This is a genomic window from Gilliamella mensalis (assembly GCF_900103085.1).
GTDB lineage: Bacteria > Pseudomonadota > Gammaproteobacteria > Enterobacterales > Orbaceae > Gilliamella > Gilliamella mensalis.
Map to the genome: position 1 here is coordinate 85,330 of NZ_FMWR01000010.1, position 16,238 is coordinate 101,567.

The window sequence follows — 16,238 nt, forward strand, 5'->3', positions numbered from 1 at the left end:
TAATGAAAAATATTGAGTAATATATGACATTTAATTATCTGAACTTAGTTGGTAATGCTGAATTAATCAAACAGCTAAATTATGCAATGATTTATCGTTTGATTGTTCAGCAAGCGCCTGTTTCTCGTATTCAATTGGCCGAAATTAGTCAATTAGCACCAGCAAGTATTACTAAAATAACCCGCCAACTTCTTAAAAAGAAATTAATTAAAGAAGTCGATGCCCAGCAATCAACAGGGGGACGACCTGCGGTTTCAATTGAAGCTAAATTTGGACACTACCAAGCCATTGCTGTGCAATTAAGCCGTTCTCATGTCACCATTGAGCTTTTTGACTTAGGGGCTAAATGTCTTGCGTCAAACACATATCCAATTACCAATTTTACCCAACGAAAAGTACAAGAATATTTAATTACATTGATTAAAGAATTCATTGTGGAAAATAGAAAAAAAATAAAACATTTAGTTGCAATATCCGTTGTACTTCCTGGCTTAATTGATTCTGTCAATGGCGTTATCCGTTATACGCCACACATTCAAGTGAAAGAGTGGGCTTTAGCCAAAGTCCTACAAGAAAAATTTAATGTATCTATTTTCTTAGGTAATGATATTCAAAGTTTAGCATTAGCTGAAAGTTATTTTGGATCAACACAATATATTGATGATTCAATTTTAATTCGTGTACACCGTGGTGTAGGCTCTGGCGTTATCGTTAATCAGCAACTGCTTACAAACCATAATCAAAGCGCTTGCGAAGTTGGGCATATTCAAGTCGATGCATTAGGTGAACGCTGCCATTGCGGTAACTTTGGTTGTTTAGAAAACCGTGTAGTGAACAAAGCCATTGAATACCGAGCTAAACAGATGATTGAACAAGGTTATGTATCCAAATTGACAGCCAAGCACTGTGACATTAATCATATCTGTCAATACGCCAATCAAGGTGATGAGCTAGCTATAAAACTAGTTAAAGATGCAGGTGAAAACCTTGGCAGAGCAGTTGCAATTATGGTAAACATCTTTAATCCCCAACGAATCGTATTAGCCGGTGAACTCACCAAGTCGCCCGAAATACTATTAAACGCAGTCAATAGTGCATTAAACGCTCAAAGCTTAGAAGATTTACGCAAAAACCTGACCATTACTTGCTCATCACTTAATGATAGATCGGCAATTGGGGCATTTGCACTAGTACAGCAAGCTTTATTTAATGGATCGTTATTAATGACATTATTAGACGATACACAACAGTAATCTATTGTGATAAAAAATAAAGCCCGACCAATTAATCGGGCTTTGCTATATTATTTCTAAATTTAGGCTAAAATGCGTAACATTCTTCGTAATGGTTCAGCCGCACCCCATAATAATTGGTCACCCACTGTAAAAGCAGAAAGATAATCTTTGCCCATATTCAATTTTCGTAAACGCCCAACCGGTGTTGTTAACGTACCAGTAACAGCTGCTGGCGTTAATTCCCTCATGGATAATTGACGATCATTAGGTACGACTTTTACCCAATCATTATGAGCGGCAAGCAGTTTTTCAATTTCGGGTATACTGATATCTTTTTTCAATTTAATGGTAAAAGCTTGGCTATGACAACGTAGTGCCCCTATACGAATACAAAGTCCATCAACTGGAATAATTTGACTGGTACCTAAGATTTTATTGGTTTCAGCTTGTCCTTTCCATTCCTCTTTGCTTTGACCATTATCAAGCGCCTTATCGATCCAAGGAATTAAACTACCGGCTAATGGCACACCGAAGTTATCAGTAGGCAAGCTACCATCCCGCATTTTTTGAGTCACTTTTCTCTCAATATCTAAAATAGAAGAATGCGGATTTTGTAACTCTTTGGCAACCTCAGCATTTAGCATGCCCATTTGAGTAAGTAGTTCACGCATATGGCGCGCACCACCACCTGAAGCAGCTTGATAAGTTGAAACCGAAACCCAATCAACAAGATTTTCAGCAAATAAACCACCGAGAGACATTAACATTAAGCTCACAGTACAATTACCACCAACAAAGGTTTTAATACCTTTATCTAAAGCAGCATCAATGTTAGCTTTGTTCACTGGATCGAGCACGATAATTGCATCATCAGCCATACGTAATGTTGATGCTGCATCAATCCAATAACCTTGCCAGCCCGTTGCGCGTAATTTTGCATAAATCTCGGAGGTATAATCACCACCTTGGCAAGTAACAATAATATCTAACGCTTTTAATGCATCAATATTATCTGCACTTTGTAATGTGCCTGTTTTACCGCCAAAAGTAGGAGCAGCTTGACCTGCTTGAGAAGTAGAAAAGAAAACTGGATTGATATAATCAAAATCATGTTCTTCAACCATACGTTGCATAAGAACAGAACCTACCATTCCACGCCAACCGACAAAACCAACATTTTTCATATTTTATTTCCAAAAGTAGATGTTATAAAAAGATATTTTCACTATTAAAGCAAAATATCATCATAAAACAAGTCAGATAAGAATTATTTTTGTAGGCAACGAATTGATAACGTGGTTTTATATGCGTTTATGTTATTTTTGATTTGAATGAGAGTTTAAGTAAGCTAAACGTAGATTTTTATTGGATGAATATAACAGAATTAAATATTTATTTCTGTTGTTTGTATTATTATAAACAAATATTACTTTTGTAACTCCCCCCTAAATAGTACAGCCAAAAAGTTGAAAATTCTCCATGATAAAAGTAACAGAGGATTTGAATATGAAAAAAATGACAGGGCATCAATCAAATTGTATCAATCTTTAAGCACCTGTTAATTGTTTAGAAGACAATAAAAAAGCCCACTTGGATAAAGCAGGCTTTTTTATTGAAAATTGGTCGGCGAGAGAGGATTCGAACCTCCGACCCACTGGTCCCAAACCAGTTGCGCTACCAAGCTGCGCTACTCGCCGTTAGATATTTTTGCATTCTATAAATGGGGTGGCTAATGGGATTCGAACCCACGACAACTGGAATCACAATCCAGGGCTCTACCAACTGAGCTATAGCCACCATAGAAGCAGGACGAAATATTACGCATAAAAAATAATATTGTCCAGTATAATTTTTAAAAAATACGCCAATTGGTTAGATATAAAACGATAAAGGTATAAAATTTGACGACTCTCAATATAAAATTTTCCATGAACAGTTTTAGTACAAATATTAGTTTTGTATAACTTAACTCTGTATCAAACGCTTTGGGCTTTACAAAATTTATTCTTACTGCACTACTTGTTGTTTCATTTTTTATCTCCATATTCTATCTACAATAGTAGATGTTATAAGTTAAAATTTAAAAAAAATCATATAAATATTAATTTATTATATTTGGATGATAAATTGAGTGATGTGATTGCATAATGAATGCTCGGTTACTTATGCTCTTAATTGTTTGTTTAAAACATATACTATAACGTATAGATGATCTAAAACTGTTTATATTATTTTAATAGTAAATTTAGTTATCAGGAATCGTTCAAAATATGTAATATTTTAGTAAAAGAACCTGACTTTTTTTTTATTATTGCAATAATGTAAAAACCTAAATTAAATAACTAATGGCGATTGCGATTATGATAAATATTTTATTAATTGACGATGATATTGAACTATCACAAATGCTTAGTGAATATTTGACTAATGAAGGTTTTAATATCAAAAGTGTTTATTTGGGTAAAGATGGGATTGATGAAGCACTATCAGGTAAATATCGTGCAGCAATTTTAGATGTAATGCTACCAGATATTAATGGCATCGATGTTCTTAAATGTATCCGTCAACAGTGCAATATGCCTGTTATTATGTTAACTGCCAAAGGCGATAATATTGATCGAGTTTTGGGATTAGAATTAGGTGCTGATGATTATATTCCTAAACCATGTTATCCACGTGAATTACTTGCAAGATTGCGAGCTGTTTTACGACGTTTTGATGAACGTTCCGTCGAAATAGTGGATGATAAAAAATACCATTTTAATGGTTTAACTTTAGATCTTCCACAGCGATTATGTACTTGGAATGGACAAGCCATTGATTTAACTTCAACTGAGTTTAATTTATTAGTTCTGTTGGTAAAACATAGTGAGCGCGTGGTTACAAAAGAAGAGTTATCCGAGATTGGGCTTGGTCGAGCACGAGAACTTTACGATCGTAGTGTCGATGTTCATATTAGTAATATTCGTCAAAAATTACATCAAGTAGCACAAAATGATGTAACTATTGAAACAATTAGAGCAGTCGGTTACCGTATCCGTTAACGACTAATAGGCTTTTGGTATGAATCGTCGATTATTCTGGAAAATACTCATTATATTTGGAGTTATTTTTTATCTAACCTTTCAATTAACTTGGATTGCGTTTTCTATTTATGTAGAAAATAAAAATCAAAGATTTCTTAATCATATGCCGACAAAAGTCGATATGATCGCTCAGTTGTTACATGTCGCAGGTGAAGATGAGACACTTAATTTTATCGCGCATTTGCCTGAGCGAGAAAGAGTTTTATTGTCAATAAAATTAGTTTCTCCATTAAATGATCAAGTCAATATTCTGAACGATGAATTAGAAACACCCTCATATGCTTATCAACGTATGGCTGTCGCGCCAGACGGAACACTTTATTCGGTTTCATTTAAAGAAGATAAAGATGATCGTGGTAAAAAAGCATTATTCAATATGCCCCTGCTAATTGTATTAATGGGAATATGCGTTGGGCTTGTTTTTAGTCTTTTTTTAGCATGGAATTTAACTAGACCAATGAGACTATTAAGACAAGGTTTTTTCAGAGTCTCTCAAGGTGATCTTTCTGTTAGATTATTCAATCAATTAAAACCTCGTCGTGATGAATTAAGTGAGCTAGGTAAAGATTTCGATATGATGGTTGAGCAACTTAATATCTTGATATCTGATCGTCAATCACTCCTTCATGATGTATCTCATGAACTCAGAACGCCACTTGCTCGTTTACAGTTAGCAATTGGGCTTGCTCAACAAAATAAGCAGAATATTGATACTGCTTTGGCTAGAATAGAATTAGAATCAGAACGATTAGATCAGTTAATTGGTGAGATCCTAAACTATTCTCGTGCTGAAATGAATAATCGCACCGATGAATATTTTGACTTAAAAGATTTAATAAGTGTAGTTATCAATGACGCTAACTATGAAGCGAACCACCAGTTAATTGATGTACATTTCATTTCATCATCAATTACTCATTCAATTGTTAAAGGCAATTCAGAACAGATACGCCGCGCTGTTGAAAATATTATCCGTAATGCTATTCGCTTCTCAAAAGCTGGACAAGAAGTAGATGTATCATTAAAAGAAACAGGCAAGTATTTACAAATTGAAGTTAAAGATCGTGGACCAGGCGTTGAAGCGAATAAATTATCCAGTATTTTTGAACCGTTTGTCCGAATTCAGTCTCCACAATTAGGCAAAGGCTATGGTTTAGGGTTAGCAATAGCTAGAAAAACGGTCATCATGCATAACGGTACTATCCAAGCAACTAATCGTGATGGTGGCGGACTTGTTGTAACAATACGCTTGCCATATTGGAGAAAACGTTAATATTAAAATATATTAATAGCAATCTGTATTAACAGTTAATACATACTCTTTAACAAGATTTTCCAGTTCAATTTTATCGTGACCTGTAAATGTTAATGTTTTCATGATAGTGTGTGGTTCGCTTTGTAATATAGCTTGATATTGCGCAATATATTGACTAGCGATCGGTTTATATGACCAGTGCCATTCTTCGGGTTGATATCCCCCTTTTCTTCCATCATTGAATGCTTGGCAAAATCCATATTTAGGTAGGTTCTCTTGTAGCCATTTATAAAGAATGGCTCCTTTTTTATCATACTTAAAATATTCTGATGAAACACTCGTAATATCGATATCTGTGCCCCAGTGATGACGAGAAGTACCTGGCATTGATGAATATTTTAAAATTTGTTTCGCAACTTTTTGCGGGTCATTGAACTTAGTAGACAATGCATCCCATTTTCGTTGCCAAATTCCATTTTGGTAAGTATAACTCCGCGTTGCGCTTACTACGATAAAAGGAATGTCTGGATGAACTTTTTTAAAATCATTATAAGCTTTAATAAGTTGCTCGGTAGGCTCTTTTTGCAGATACATTCCTTTTTTATTTACAGGCAATATGGTTGAATCTAATGCGATAAAATTATCGTCTTTTTTTTCATCAAACTGCCCAATCAGTTTATTTAGAGGGATTTGTTGTGCCATAGTAAAAGTAGAAAATAAAAGTAACGCTAAGTTTAAAATCAAACTGCCCATTTTGTTAAGTAGTGTTGAATTTTTCATCTTTTGAGCATTACCAATATTCTATTAGCCAGATTAAGTTAAAAACAGTATAATCCTTTTCCTAAAAATTAAAATAGCCATAATGTGTAAAAACGAGGCCTTATGTTAACACCACCTTCATCTAACACGTCTGTTAATTATTCAAGCACTACAAATACAATGAACCTAAATACAACTAATCACACAAACGAAAAAATAAATTTACTTAACTTCACACGCCAGCAATTAAGAGAGTTTTTTATATCTCTTGGCGAAAAACCATTTCGAGCCGATCAAGTAATGAAATGGATCTATCATTTTGGAATAGATGATTTCGATCAAATGACCGATATCAATAAAAAATTACGTGAACAACTAAAAACTTTAGCTGAAATTAAAGCTCCGATGATTGCAATGGAGCAACGTTCATCAGACGGAACAATTAAATGGGCACTTGATGTTGGAAATAACCAAATGATTGAATCTGTTTATATTCCTGAGCGTGATCGTGCAACATTATGTGTTTCATCACAAGTTGGTTGTGCATTAGCATGTAAATTCTGTTCAACGGCGCAACAAGGATTTAATCGAAATTTAACCGTTTCAGAAATTATTGGACAAGTATGGCGTGCATCAAACGCTATTGGGGTAACTGGTAAACTAGCTGATAGACCTATCACTAATGTCGTTATGATGGGAATGGGAGAACCACTACTTAATTTATCTAATGTAGCACCAGCGATGGAAATTATGTTAGATGATTTTGGTTATGGATTATCCAAAAGACGTGTCACACTATCAACTTCTGGGGTTGTACCCGCTTTAGATAAACTAGCCGGTATGATTGATGTTGCATTAGCCATTTCACTTCATGCTCCAAATGATAAGATTCGAAGTGAAATTATGCCAATAAACGAAAAATATAACATGGCAATGCTACGAGATTCTATTTTACGCTATCTTTCTACTTCAAATGCCAATCATGGTAAAGTAACAATTGAATATGTATTACTTAATCAAATTAACGACGGCGTTGAGCATGCCCATGAGCTTGCACAATTTCTAAAAAATGTACCTAGTAAAATTAATTTAATTCCTTGGAATCCATTCCCAGGAGCCCCTTATTCTCGCTGCTCAAATACACGTATTGATCGTTTTATGAAAACACTAATGGGCTATGGTTTTACAGTGATTGTTCGTAAGACACGTGGCGATGATATTGATGCAGCATGTGGACAATTGGCTGGCGAAGTTGTTGATCGCACTAAAAGAACACTTTATAAAAAACAAAATTTAATTGAGCAAACAGCTTAAGGATAAACCTTTATAAAGGAGAGATAGATGAAAAAATTGTTAGTTATATCTAGCTGTTTTTTGATGTTAATACTATCAGGTTGTCAAATGAATAACAGCCATGAATTTGACCCAGAGAAAGCTGCTTTGGCTAGAATGAGACTTGGATTAGGATATCTTGCTAAAGCAAATGAGTCAGAAGAAAATGTCAAAGCAGCTCATTATAATCTAAAATTAGCTGCGCAATACTCTCCAAACAATCCCCAAATTATGTTAGCTATGGCAATGTTTGATCAACATGTTGGTCAATACAAAGAAGCTGAGATGATTTATAAACGTATTACCCTAATGCAACCAGGTAATGGATTATATCGAGTGCATTATGGCTCTTTTTTATGTGGTCTGGATCGTTATGAAGAAGCAAAACAGCAATTTCAGCAAAGCCTTGATTTAGATCGCCACCATTGGAAAGCGGATGCTTATGAGCAATATGGCTATTGTGCTATCCAACATCATGATAAAAAAACAGCTGACTTAATGTTTAAACTACTTTTTCAATATGATGCAAATCGTCGAGCTAACGTCAAACAAATAGCTGAGCTTTATCAAAACAAGGGGGATATAAATGTCGCAAATTATTTATTTTCAGTAATAAAAAAATAAATCATAACGAATTATTATTCAATAATAATAAAATTAATATAATGTAAAGCAAGAGTATATGTCATGAGTTTTTGGGCTATTTTGTTGTTAGCACTGGCTATGTCAACCGATGCCTTTGCTGTCGCTGTATGTCGTGGAGTTTCGCTTAAATCTACCCCATTTTTAGGGGCACTCAAAGTCGGTATTTTATTTGGTGTTGTCGAAGCTATTACGCCATTACTAGGTTGGTTAATTGGCTATATTGCACTGCAATATATCGAACAATGGGATCATTGGGTTGTTTTTATTGTCATGTTATTTTTAGGTATTAACATGATTTACAATAGTTTTAAAAAATCTGATGAAGATTGCCAAGATCAAGATGATAAAGAAGCCTCATCAAAAAAATCTTCTTTAATGTTAATTTTTACTGCTATATCAACCAGTATTGATGCTTTTGCTGTTGGGGTTGGATTGGCATTAGCAAGCGTCAATATCTGTTTTGCTGCAACAATGATTGGCATAGCAACCTGTTTAATGGTTACCATTGGGTTATTGCTAGGCAATAAGTTGGGATGTTTAATTGGTAAGCGGGCTGAATTCTTAGGGGGATTGGTGCTTATTCTGATTGGTACAATTACACTTTATCAGCATTTATCTAACTAGCCTTTTTTGACGCTTATATAGAATAACAAATTAATTTTTAAAGGATAAATCATCATAACAATATCCTCTAACTTTAAGAAATCCAATCGGTAGCATTGAAACCAACTTAAGTAAGTTACCATAAGCTGTTATCTTCCCAAAGGTAACAGTTTATAAAAAACACTTCTATGTGCCTCTTTTTAAATTGTACAAAATGTCATGTCAAAATGGACTTGTACAATAATCAGATTTCTCTACAGTAAAATCACGAAGTTGATATATTTGATTCTGTTTGTCAATTTCACAAAAAAATAATCCGCTCAATAACTTCATTTAATCGGCATTTAAATTGAGCATATTCTATCACCTTTTACCTAAGTAGTTTTTTAGTTTTGTACTGCCAAGTTTTTTCTATAAGATTAACAACTTGTTTTTATTATCTATTTTTAATCCTATTTCAGATGAAAATTAAATAACAAATACTTATTCTATTTAAAAATAAAACTTATCTTTTCATAGTGTTACTATTTAGTTTTAGTTATATTTTGTTTGGATTTTAAGGGCGTTGGTAAAAGGAGTTTTATGAAAAAAAAACCATTTGCCTACGCAAATGGTTTAAGTTAATGGATATTGGTTGGATTATCGACAGAAATTACATCATTCCGCCCATACCACCCATGCCGCCCATGCCACCAGCAGCACCTAAATCAGCTTTATCATCTTTAGGTAAATCAGTTACCATACATTCAGTGGTAATCATAAGACCAGCAACAGATGCCGCATATTGTAATGCGCTACGAGTTACCTTAGTTGGATCTAAAATACCCATTGCAATCATATCGCCATACTCTTCAGTTGCAGCATTGTAACCATAGTTACCTTCACCACCTTTAACAGAGTTAACAACAACAGAAGCTTCTTCACCACAGTTAGTCACGATTTGGCGTAATGGTGCTTCCATTGCTCGAAGTGCAACTTTAATACCCACGTTTTGATCTTCGTTCGCACCTTTAAGTTCTGCAATTGCTGACGCTGCGCGAACAAGGGCAACACCACCACCAGCAACAACACCTTCTTCAACAGCGGCACGAGTTGCATGTAAAGCATCTTCTACGCGTGCTTTTTTCTCTTTCATTTCAACTTCAGTTGCAGCACCGACTTTAATTACAGCAACACCACCAGCAAGTTTGGCTACGCGTTCTTGAAGTTTTTCTTTATCATAATCAGAAGTTGATTCTTCGATTTGTTTACGGATTTGTTCAACACGAGCAGAGATTAAAGACTCTTCACCAACGCCATCAATAATTGTAGTATTGTCTTTATTGATAACAACACGTTTTGCTTGACCTAAATCTTCAAGTGTTGCTTTTTCAAGTTCTAAACCGATTTCTTCTGAAATAACAGTACCAGCAGTTAAGATAGCAATATCTTGTAACATTGCTTTACGACGATCACCAAAACCAGGTGCTTTTACCGCAGCAACTTTAACAATACCACGCATGGTGTTAACAACTAATGTTGCTAATGCTTCACCTTCAACATCCTCTGCGATAATTAATAAAGATTTACCTGCTTTAGCTACAGCCTCTAAAACTGGTAATAATTCACGAATGTTAGAGATTTTTTTGTCTACTAATAAGATATAAGGGCTTTCTAATTCAACAGTTGCCGTTTCTGGTTTGTTGATAAAGTATGGAGATAAATAACCACGATCAAATTGCATACCTTCAACAACATCAAGCTCATCTTGTAAGCCTGTACCATCTTCAACGGTGATAACGCCTTCTTTACCTACTTTTTCCATTGCTTGCGCAATTAAAGTACCAACAGTTTCATCAGAGTTAGCTGAAATTGTACCAACTTGTGCAATTGCTTTAGAATCGGCACATGGCGCAGATAATTTTTTAAGCTCTTCAACCGCAGCAACAACTGCTTTATCAATACCACGTTTTAAATCCATTGGATTCATACCAGCAGCAACAGCTTTTAATCCTTCATTAACAATCGCTTGAGCAAGCACAGTTGCAGTAGTTGTACCATCACCCGCAGCATCATTCGCTTTAGATGCCACTTCTTTCACCATTTGTGCGCCCATATTTTCGAATTTATCCTCTAATTCGATTTCGCGAGCAACAGAAACACCGTCTTTAGTAATAGTTGGTGCACCAAATGACTTATCTAATACTACATTACGTCCTTTTGGACCTAAAGTTACTTTAACTGCATCAGCTAATACATTAACACCTTGAAGCATTTTGATGCGAGCATCATTACCAAATTTTACATCTTTAGCTGCCATCTTCGTATTTCTCCTAAATTCTGTCTATAGTTTAATTATATGCCGATTATGCTTGAACAATGGCTAAAATATCGCTTTCTGATAAGATAAGCACTTCTTCATTATCGATTTTTTCGGTTTTAACGCCATATCCTTCATTGAAAATTACAATATCACCCACTTTAACATCTAACGGCTGTACTTGACCATTTTCTAAAATACGACCATTACCAACAGCTAAAACTTCACCACGTGTTGATTTACCAGCTGCTGAACCAGTTAACACAATACCACCAGCTGATTTTGATTCTACTTCTTTGCGTTTAATGATCACACGATCATGCAATGGACGAATTTTCATTAGTTATCTCCTAGCACTAATTTTTAAATAGACAATTATTAAAAATAAATCATAAAATTACGATTTTATGACATAGTCCACTTTAAATGGGGACTATTTTAAAATCTTCAAGTGGTAAAAATTAAAAAAAAATCCAATTGATTATTTATTCATCATTCTTACGTTTAAACTCCCCCTCAATAATATCTTCATTTTGGTAATGTGTTTGTGATGATGAAAATGTTGATTTAATTGGTATTTTTCTAACAATAAATTTAACAATATGTTCTTGAACATTAGGTATTAATAAAATTGCACCTAAAATATCAGTTAAAAACCCAGGAATAAGCAGAAAAAAACCAGCAAAAAGTAAGGCTACACTTTTAATGAGTTCATTTTTAGGACTTTGGTTATTTGCGATTTTTTGTTGCATAATGCTAAGATTCTTTAAACCTTGTGTTTTAACTAATGAAAAACCAAGAATTGACGTTGCAATAATACAAATTAAAGCAAGAAAAACCCCGATTATATTTGCAACTGCAATGAAACAACTAACCTCACAATAAACATAAATAAAAAAAACAATAAAACCAATAAATCGCATATAACAATTCCTATAAGCATAAAAGACATATTATTAGAAACTAGCTATTAATATGAAGATGATTAGCTATTTTTCAACCAAACAATATATTTTTTTAAAAAATCTTACAAAAAGGATTGACTGATAATCACGAATCGTGTTTAATGTGCATCCGTTGTTGCCCGGATAGCTCAGTCGGTAGAGCAGGGGATTGAAAATCCCCGTGTCCGTGGTTCGATTCCGCGTCCGGGCACCAATTACCAAATTCTAAGACCTGCTCTAGCAGGTTTTTTTATGTCTAAATCCTTTTAGAATAAGCCTTTCAACTTGTTTCACTATTCAACTTAGTTCAACCCAAATATTGAATTTGGATAAGCTAATCTTGTGATCGCAGTTGCTACATAGGAATACAACCTATCTAAAAGTTCTTTTTGATATTTCATTCCCACTACCTTCAATAATAAAATAGTTAATAGAATCAATTAGGTTTAATCTCGGTCATGATTCTAATCTTTTAAATAATTTTATTCAGTGCTTGAATATTTATTTTTAATATTTTGAAATTAAAATATTTTTTATATTATAAAAGTGATATTTGTTTGATTGTGCGTTTTTTGTAGTACTGTATAAATTTTATCAATTTTTTTCATTAATTCGTTTATGACAATTACATCAAATGTTATTAAGTTTTGATCAAATTTTAACAAATTATAATTCAATCACTTAAAAAATATATAATTAATAGAATATATAGATAATACAAAATAAGTCTGAGCCGTTCATAGTTTAGTAAATATTTTTTAACAACAAAAAGATGCCTAAAATGAACAAATAATAGCAACTAGATTTATTAGTAACGATCAGCGATAATCTTAATCTTCTCTTATCAATAATTAGTATTGTTATGTTTACCATTTATCATTCAAATCAGGTCGATTTACTCAAGACGCTATTGAGTGAATTGATGCGCAGGCAACCATTAGAGGATGTATTTACATCTGATATAGTTATGGTGCAAAGTCAAGGTATGGCACAGTGGTTGCAAATTGCGTTAGCGGATGAACTGGGTATTGTGGCTAATGTTGATTTTCTTTTTCCAACTCAATTGATTTGGCAACTTTATCAAACGTTATTGCCCGATGCGCCCATTGAAAATAGTTATAGTATTGAAGCAATGAGTTGGCGTCTGTACTATTTGTTGCCCCAAGTTATTGGGCAACCTGAGTTTAGCGCACTTAAACATTATCTAGATATTGATAAACAAGATAAAAAACGATATCAGCTTGCAACCCGTATAGCGCGGTTATTTGACCAATATTTAGTTTATCGCCCTGATTGGCTAGCAAAGTGGGAGGCCAATCAGACTGTTAGTGAATTAAATCATCATTCCGATGAAAAGTGGCAAGCAGAGCTATGGCGAAAGCTAATATCTATCAGTCAACCTTATCATCGCGCTAATATTTATCAACAAATGCTTGAAATTTTGTTAGATAATAACTTTGAGCGTTCACGTTTAGCTCTATCACCTAATCGTATTTTTATTTTTGGTATTACTTCTCTTCCTCCTATTTATCTTTCGTTACTGTCAGCACTTGGGCAACATATTGATGTCCATTTGATGTTTAACAATCCGTGTAAATGGTATTGGGGCGATATTGTTGAAAAGCAGTTGTCAGATATATTAAATACACCCGATAAAATCCCCAATCCTCTTTTAACCTCGTGGGGAAAATTGGGACGTGATAATCTGTTTTTGTTACAGGAATTTAATAATAAACAAGATATTGAAGCATTTGTTGATCAAGGGCGATCTTGTTTATTAAATGCCATTCAGCAAGATATTTTAGATCTGTATCAAAACGATTTTGGTAATGAGCATATTGCAGCAACAGATAACTCAATTTCGTTTCATGTCTGCCATAGTGAACAACGTGAAGTTGAGGTTTTGTATGATTATCTGCTATCGGTTTTTGACGCTGATCCCACACTAGAATTACGTGATTGCATAGTTATGGTTTCGGATATTGATAAGTATGTGCCTTATATTCGAGCTGTTTTTGCTAATGCTTATGAAAAGCGCTATTTACCTTTTACCATTTCAGATCAAAAAGCACGAAATATCGATCCAATTGTTCAAGGTTTTTTTACTATTTTAAATTTTCCAAATAGCCGCTTTACAGCAGAAGAACTCTTTAATCTGCTTGAGATCCCGGCTATTTGTGAAAAATTTGCAATTAATCAATCACAGCTAACCTTGTTGAGGACTTGGATTGTTGAGTCAGGCATTCGTTTTGGGCTTGATAGTGCACATAGTTGGTTATTTGGACTGGAACGTTTATTACTAGGCTATACCATGAGTAGTGAACAAGGCGGTTGGCAACAGATATTACCTTATGATGGTGCAACCGGTTTAGATGCCGAACTAATCGGTCAATTAGCCGAATTTATTAAAGTGGTAAAGAAGTGGTTTGCTATCTTAAACGAAGAAAAACCGCTCATTGATTGGCAACCTTGTTGTCTTGAATTGATTAATGATTTTTTTGTCAGCAATTCACAACGTGAATCCATTTTATTGATGATAGCACAAGAGTGGCAAGCGTTGATTAATAGTGGTTTGTCAGCCAATTATATGGATAATATTTCTATTACGATTTTGCATGATGCCATGCAATCACGCTTAGAACAAAATCATTTAGCACATCGTTTTTTAGTCGGTAAGATAAACTTTTGTACCATGATGCCAATGCGCTCGATTCCCTTTAAAGTTGTTTGTTTATTGGGAATGAATGACGGGGATTATCCAAGAACGTCGCTTCCACTTGACTTTGATTTAATCTCACAGCATCCAAGACGAGGCGATCGCAGTCGTCGCACCGATGATCGTTACCTTTTTTTAGAGGCAATTTTATCTGCGCAAAAACAGCTGTATATCAGTTATATTGGTCGCGAAATGAAAGATGATAGTGAGCGTTATCCCTCTATACTTGTTGATGAACTTTGGGAGTATATTGCCCAATATTATAATATACCTGCAAATAACATGGTTAGTTCTGCTAACAGCTTGGATTTTTTACGTGTAAACCATACACGCACACCGTTTAATCCGCAAAATTTTTTACAAGAACCAAAAAGCTATGCCGATGAGTGGTTACCTGCGGCATTGCAACAAGGTGAAAACCAATTATTTATTAGTCAAATACCTGTTATTGATGTCGATAATATCAATCTCGATGAATTAAAACGATTTTACCAACACTCTATTCGGTTTTTTTTACAAAAACGGTTTAATTTTTATATCAATTATTTGGATGATACCTTACCTGATGCCGAAAATTTTAATCTTGATAGTTTAAAACGTTATCAATTGAACTTGCTGATTTTAAATCAGCTGATCTCTAATGAACCACCAAAATCCGATGATTTTTATCAGCGTTTAGCATTAACAGGTGAATTACCAGATGGTGCCTTTGGTGAAATTATTTATGATAATCAATTTGAATCACTGCAACCATTAGCGAATAAAATTAACCAAGAACGCTTGGTTATGACAACGCAAGAGGTCAATTTAACTATTTTGACCAATGGGCAACATGCCCAATTACAAGGTTGGTTAACCCATATTCAAGATGATGGTATTTTAACATGGCGCCCTGCAAAACTTTCGATTCGAGATGGTATTTCGTTGTGGATCGATCATTTGGTTTATTGCATTTTACATCCCGAAAAAATTGACAGTCAAAGTCGTATGTATGGTAGGGAAAATAATGAATGGCGATTTTCACACATCCCAAGTGATAAGGCTATGGCAATTTTAACCACATTAGTTGAAGGCTATGTACAAGGTATCAATCAACCTTTATTACTACCTGTACAATGCGCATGGAATTGGTTAATTGCAGCCTATAACAAAAAAACAGGTGAGGTAATCTCAAGTGAAAAAGCAATTAATCAGCTGTTAAATTCTTGGCAAGGAGGATTATACCAATCACCTGAATGTGATAGCTACTACGCTAGAGTTTACCCTGACTTAACCGACGCATTAATTGAACAAATTATTTTTGCTGCCCAACGATTTTTACTGCCAATTTTATTACATCAAACAACTGTAGAATAAGGGGCATT

General features: G+C 34.3%; 12 protein-coding genes and 3 tRNA genes. 8 read left to right on the plus strand and 7 right to left on the minus strand.

Annotated features, from left to right (window positions below):
* Positions 1 to 23 precede the first annotated feature (23 nt).
* Positions 24 to 1,253 carry an ROK family protein gene (locus tag BQ5209_RS05795; protein WP_085247603.1) on the plus strand — a complete coding sequence of 410 codons (1,230 nt, stop codon included), beginning with the start codon at positions 24 to 26 and terminating at the stop codon, positions 1,251 to 1,253.
* 62 nt (positions 1,254 to 1,315) lie between these two features.
* Here the strand turns inward: BQ5209_RS05795 and asd are convergent, their stop codons facing one another.
* From asd to BQ5209_RS05810, 3 genes are all read right to left on the minus strand, one after another.
* Positions 1,316 to 2,419, minus strand: coding sequence for an aspartate-semialdehyde dehydrogenase (gene asd, locus BQ5209_RS05800; protein WP_085247604.1), 1,104 nt, complete (start codon positions 2,417 to 2,419; stop codon positions 1,316 to 1,318).
* 436 nt (positions 2,420 to 2,855) lie between these two features.
* A tRNA-Pro gene (locus BQ5209_RS05805) sits at positions 2,856 to 2,932 on the minus strand.
* A 24-nt stretch (positions 2,933 to 2,956) separates the two neighbouring features.
* Positions 2,957 to 3,032 (minus strand) — tRNA-His (locus BQ5209_RS05810).
* A gap of 566 nt (positions 3,033 to 3,598) precedes the next feature.
* Between BQ5209_RS05810 and BQ5209_RS05820 the strand changes: the two genes are divergently transcribed.
* Together BQ5209_RS05820 and BQ5209_RS05825 are read left to right on the plus strand one after the other, a co-directional pair.
* Positions 3,599 to 4,279, plus strand: a complete 681-nt coding sequence (locus tag BQ5209_RS05820; RefSeq protein WP_085247655.1) for a response regulator transcription factor — start codon at positions 3,599 to 3,601, stop codon at positions 4,277 to 4,279.
* Positions 4,280 to 4,298: 19 nt separating this feature from the next.
* Positions 4,299 to 5,594 carry an ATP-binding protein gene (locus BQ5209_RS05825; protein ID WP_085247606.1) on the plus strand — a complete coding sequence of 432 codons (1,296 nt, stop codon included), beginning with the start codon at positions 4,299 to 4,301 and terminating at the stop codon, positions 5,592 to 5,594.
* 12 nt (positions 5,595 to 5,606) lie between these two features.
* Here the strand turns inward: BQ5209_RS05825 and BQ5209_RS05830 are convergent, their stop codons facing one another.
* The gene (locus tag BQ5209_RS05830; protein WP_085247607.1) at positions 5,607 to 6,356 is read right to left on the minus strand and encodes a M15 family metallopeptidase; all 750 of its coding nucleotides are present in this window, start codon (positions 6,354 to 6,356) and stop codon (positions 5,607 to 5,609) included.
* 102 nt (positions 6,357 to 6,458) lie between these two features.
* Here BQ5209_RS05830 and rlmN point away from each other — a divergent pair, with 102 nt between their 5' ends.
* The 3 genes from rlmN (at position 6,459) to BQ5209_RS05845 (ending at position 8,936) form a co-directional block, all read left to right on the plus strand.
* Complete coding sequence (gene rlmN / locus BQ5209_RS05835; protein ID WP_085247608.1) at positions 6,459 to 7,649, plus strand: dual-specificity RNA methyltransferase RlmN; 1,191 nt, start codon at positions 6,459 to 6,461, stop codon at positions 7,647 to 7,649.
* A gap of 27 nt (positions 7,650 to 7,676) precedes the next feature.
* Positions 7,677 to 8,291 (plus strand): tetratricopeptide repeat protein, encoded by a 615-nt coding sequence (locus BQ5209_RS05840; protein ID WP_085247609.1) that lies wholly within the window; start codon positions 7,677 to 7,679, stop codon positions 8,289 to 8,291.
* Between the two features lie 63 nt (positions 8,292 to 8,354).
* Positions 8,355 to 8,936: a manganese efflux pump MntP gene (locus BQ5209_RS05845; protein ID WP_085247610.1), complete on the plus strand. Its 582-nt coding sequence runs from the start codon at positions 8,355 to 8,357 to the stop codon at positions 8,934 to 8,936.
* 631 nt (positions 8,937 to 9,567) lie between these two features.
* Here the strand turns inward: BQ5209_RS05845 and groL are convergent.
* From groL to BQ5209_RS05860, 3 genes are all read right to left on the minus strand, one after another.
* Complete coding sequence (gene groL / locus BQ5209_RS05850) at positions 9,568 to 11,214, minus strand: chaperonin GroEL (protein WP_085247611.1); 1,647 nt, start codon at positions 11,212 to 11,214, stop codon at positions 9,568 to 9,570.
* 46 nt (positions 11,215 to 11,260) lie between these two features.
* The gene (locus BQ5209_RS05855) at positions 11,261 to 11,554 is read right to left on the minus strand and encodes a co-chaperone GroES (RefSeq protein WP_034915350.1); all 294 of its coding nucleotides are present in this window, start codon (positions 11,552 to 11,554) and stop codon (positions 11,261 to 11,263) included.
* A gap of 145 nt (positions 11,555 to 11,699) precedes the next feature.
* Entirely contained in the window at positions 11,700 to 12,137 is a 438-nt protein-coding gene (locus tag BQ5209_RS05860) for an FxsA family protein (RefSeq protein WP_085247612.1), read from the minus strand.
* A gap of 159 nt (positions 12,138 to 12,296) precedes the next feature.
* Between BQ5209_RS05860 and BQ5209_RS05865 the strand changes: the two genes are divergently transcribed.
* Both BQ5209_RS05865 and recC read left to right on the plus strand, forming a co-directional pair.
* Positions 12,297 to 12,372: transfer RNA gene (locus BQ5209_RS05865), tRNA-Phe, on the plus strand.
* Between the two features lie 648 nt (positions 12,373 to 13,020).
* On the plus strand, positions 13,021 to 16,230 hold the full coding sequence (recC, locus tag BQ5209_RS05870; RefSeq protein WP_085247613.1) for an exodeoxyribonuclease V subunit gamma: 3,210 nt from the start codon (positions 13,021 to 13,023) through the stop codon (positions 16,228 to 16,230).
* Positions 16,231 to 16,238 lie beyond the last annotated feature (8 nt).

Coding starts and splice junctions, on each gene's coding strand:
- BQ5209_RS05795 (WP_085247603.1), top strand. CDS start 24: ATGACATTTAATTATCTGAACTTAGTTGGTAATGCTGAATTAATCAAA.
- asd (WP_085247604.1), bottom strand. CDS start 2,419: ATGAAAAATGTTGGTTTTGTCGGTTGGCGTGGAATGGTAGGTTCTGTT.
- BQ5209_RS05825 (WP_085247606.1), top strand. CDS start 4,299: ATGAATCGTCGATTATTCTGGAAAATACTCATTATATTTGGAGTTATT.
- BQ5209_RS05830 (WP_085247607.1), bottom strand. CDS start 6,356: ATGAAAAATTCAACACTACTTAACAAAATGGGCAGTTTGATTTTAAAC.
- rlmN (WP_085247608.1), top strand. CDS start 6,459: ATGTTAACACCACCTTCATCTAACACGTCTGTTAATTATTCAAGCACT.
- BQ5209_RS05840 (WP_085247609.1), top strand. CDS start 7,677: ATGAAAAAATTGTTAGTTATATCTAGCTGTTTTTTGATGTTAATACTA.
- BQ5209_RS05845 (WP_085247610.1), top strand. CDS start 8,355: ATGAGTTTTTGGGCTATTTTGTTGTTAGCACTGGCTATGTCAACCGAT.
- groL (WP_085247611.1), bottom strand. CDS start 11,214: ATGGCAGCTAAAGATGTAAAATTTGGTAATGATGCTCGCATCAAAATG.
- BQ5209_RS05855 (WP_034915350.1), bottom strand. CDS start 11,554: ATGAAAATTCGTCCATTGCATGATCGTGTGATCATTAAACGCAAAGAA.
- BQ5209_RS05860 (WP_085247612.1), bottom strand. CDS start 12,137: ATGCGATTTATTGGTTTTATTGTTTTTTTTATTTATGTTTATTGTGAG.
- recC (WP_085247613.1), top strand. CDS start 13,021: ATGTTTACCATTTATCATTCAAATCAGGTCGATTTACTCAAGACGCTA.